3 protein-coding genes are annotated in these 3149 nt (G+C 70.1%); 1 reads left to right on the top strand and 2 read right to left on the bottom strand.

Features of this window, described 5'->3' with window-relative positions; all coding sequences use genetic code 11:
• Nucleotides 1-34: 34 nt before the first annotated feature.
• The gene (locus ABD841_RS40335) at nucleotides 35-931 is read right to left on the bottom strand and encodes a hypothetical protein (RefSeq protein ID WP_344982340.1); all 897 of its coding nucleotides are present in this window, start codon (nucleotides 929-931) and stop codon (nucleotides 35-37) included.
• A gap of 318 nt (nucleotides 932-1249) precedes the next feature.
• Complete coding sequence (locus tag ABD841_RS40330) at nucleotides 1250-1972, bottom strand: TetR/AcrR family transcriptional regulator (protein WP_344982339.1); 723 nt, start codon at nucleotides 1970-1972, stop codon at nucleotides 1250-1252.
• A 128-nt stretch (nucleotides 1973-2100) separates the two neighbouring features.
• Here ABD841_RS40330 and ABD841_RS40325 point away from each other — a divergent pair, with 128 nt between their 5' ends.
• Entirely contained in the window at nucleotides 2101-3138 is a 1038-nt protein-coding gene (locus tag ABD841_RS40325; protein WP_344982338.1) for an amidohydrolase family protein, read from the top strand.
• Nucleotides 3139-3149 lie beyond the last annotated feature (11 nt).

Below are 3149 nucleotides of genomic sequence, written 5' to 3'. Positions count from 1 at the left end.
CCAACACTTTCTGAGCGGTGGGCGCCTTCGGCGGTCAGTCGTCGCCGAAGACGTCGGCCAGATCGGTGGCGGTGGCCGCGCGGGCCAGCCAAGTGTTCAGGAGGTCCGGGTCGGTGCAGGAGGCGATCCGTTCGCGCTGGGCGGGGTTCGGCGCGAGTCCGCGGGATTCCAGGACGGTGACGAGCGCGCGTGCCTCGCCGCGTGCCTCGCCGCGTGCCTCGGCGCGTGCCGCGGCGATGGCTTCCCGCCTGCGCAGGAGCCGCTCCAGGGCGCTGTCGGTCTCCGGGGTCACGGTGCTCATGATCTCCTCCAGGCGTGCGCGGATCGGCTCGGCGAGCTGTCCGCCCAGATAATCGTAATAAACGGGGCCCCGCTCGTCGGGGAGGTCGGCCAGGGCGGTGCCCACCGTGGCCACGACCTCGAAGTCGTCGCTGTGCGCGATCGCGCTCAGCACGGCGACCTCAGGAGAGGTCAGTACCTCGGCGGCGGTGCGGGGAAAGGGGAGTTGGTCGGGGCCGACGACGACCGGACGAAGCCGCATGCACGAGTCGGGCGGCAGGATCGGCTGGTCGTAGCGGGCGGCGACGGTCTTGTTGAGGCAGAGCACCACGAGCATCACCGCACACCGGTGCCGCCCCATCAGCCCGCCGACGTAGGCCGCCCAGGACCAGACCTTGCGGCCGTCCCAGGAACGCTGGACCTCCACGATCACGAAGCGCCGCTCGCCGTCGGGTCCTTTGGCCGAGACGACGGAGTCGGCCATGTACTCGGCGGGCAGCCGCTCGTTCAGCTCCACCGACTCCAGACGGGCGTCGGAGTAGCCGTCCATGTGCGTCTTCCCGCCCAGCGTGAGCAGTTCCAGCGCGAAGGAGGGGCGGCGCCGGAGCATCTCCAGCGGCATCTCGTGTTCGTGGCCGGGGGACATCGCCATCCTTTTCCATAGAGTGACGAACACTTTACCCTAGGTGATGATCTGTGGGTCCGCCAGAAGTCCGGCCATCGGCCGGTACGCAGGGGGAACGGCTCGGCGGGGCCGGTGAGGTGAGGGTGGGGGCCGCTGCGTCGGAGCGTGATCCGCGAGTCGATGCCCGGCTCGCCGTAGCACGATCAGGCGGTTCTGCGTTGCGGCTGACCGGCGGACTCGGGTGGGCTGGGATCACGGTGAGCGGGCGCAAGCCGTACCCGAGCGACGTGTCCGACAGGCGATGGGCCCTGATCGAGCTCGTGTCCCGCCCGTCCGCGGGGAGGGCTATGCGGACAGTCGATCCAGCCATTCCGTCAGTAGTCGCTGTTCGGCGGGGCTGAGGACGTCCTGGTCGGGCAGGCGGGCGCGCAGGGCGCGGGCGGCGCCGGCCGGACCCTGTTCCTGCACGGCCGGGTCCTGGGTGGTGACTGCGGTGATCATCGCTTCGCGCAGCGCGTGGAGGAGGGCGGGGTCGCGCTGGGGCTCGGGCAGGGACAGCCAGGTCAGGACGGCACCGCGTGCGGTGGCGTGGATGATCTGGGCCGCGAGGTCCTCCTCTACGCGCAGCAGGCCGGCGGCGGCCAGGCGGCGGATGCGCTCCGTGAGGAGTTCGAGGCCGATCCGGAAAACGGTGGTGAACCTGGGTTCGCCGTACATCAGCGCGTACAGTGCGGGGTTGGCCAGTCCGAACTCGACCGCGATGTCCCAGCCGACGCGTAGTTCCCTGATCGGGTCCTGCGGGTCGGGGCCGATGTGCTTGGCGGCCAGGAACCGGGTGAAGCCGTGTTCGGCCACGGCCTCGAGCAGCCCCTCCTTGTCGCCGAACAGCCGGTACAGGGCCGGTGGTTGCAGTCCGGCGGCGTCGGCGACCGCGCGGGTAGTGACCGCGTCGCGGCCCCCGCGTTCCAGCAGGTCGATCGCGACGTCGATGATCCGGCGGCGGGTCTGCTCGCGCGCGGTGGCGCCGGGCTCCGCGGCGAGCCCTGCGGGGTTCGGGTCAACCGGCATTTATCGATGATACCGCCGCCCGAATACCAGGGCTAATATCGTCGTTAACAGATATGTGTTTACTATGTTATTAACTATGATAACGTGGCCGCCGTTCCATTGGAAACATCAGTGCGAGGAGCGCCGTCATGTCAGACCGTCTGCGGATCATCGGAGTGGAAGAGACCGTCGTCGTACCCGCCGTCCATGAGGCGTATCAGCGGGCCGGATCGCCGCGGATCCCCGCCCGCGGCTTCGGCTGCAGCCCGATCGCCGAGAACCTGCGCGAGGCCGGGGAGCAGCGGCTGGCCCACATGGACGACCAGGGAATCGACGTCGCCGTGCTGTCCCTGTCGTCACCGGGTGTGCAGGACCTGCCGGAGGCCGACGCGATCACGGTGGCCCGTGAGGCCAACGACCAGCTCGCGGAGATCGTCGCCTCGCGCCCCGACCGTTTCCAGGCGTTCGCCGCGATCCCCACCCAGTCGCCGGCCGCGGCCGCGGCCGAGCTGGAGCGCGCGGTGGGCGAGCTGGGCTTCCCCGGCGCCATGCTGTACGGCCGCACCGGGGACAAACTGGCCGACCACCCGGACAACGACCAGCTGTACGCCACCGCCGAGCGGCTCGGTGCGCCGCTGCACTTCCATCCGCAGACGCCGGTCCAGCCGGTGATCGACGCCTACTACTCCGGCCTCGGCCCGATCGGCGCGGCGCTGGCCGGAGCGGCGATCGGCTGGTACTACGACCTGGGCGTGCAGTACCTGCGGATGATCTTTTCGGGTGTCTTCGACCGGTTCCCCGACCTGCAGGTGATCGCCGGCCACTGGGGCGAGGTCGTCATGTTCTACCTCGACCACACCGGGTTCTTCGCCGAGGCCGGCGGCCTTCAGCGGCCGCTCGCGGACTACTTCAAGCAGAACTTCTGGGTCGCCGGCAGCGGCACCAACAGCCCCCGCTACCTGCGCTGGACCGCCGAGGTCATGGGCACCGACCGGATGCTGTACTCCACCGACTACCCCTTCACCTACGGCTTCCGCCCCGGCGGCTTCCCCTACGTCGACACCAGCGACGGCGCCGCCCGCTCCTTCCTGGAGGACGCGCCCTTCACCGACGAGCAGAAGGCCGACATCGCCCACCGCAACTGGGAACGCCTCACCGCCCGCGCGGCCCGGCGCCCGGCGGCCTGAGAAAGTGTTGA

Origin of the sequence: Streptosporangium fragile, from assembly GCF_039534445.1 — a bacterium.
Classification (GTDB): Bacteria; Actinomycetota; Actinomycetes; order Streptosporangiales; family Streptosporangiaceae; genus Streptosporangium; species Streptosporangium fragile.
This window is presented reverse-complemented; position numbering and strand designations above follow the sequence as displayed.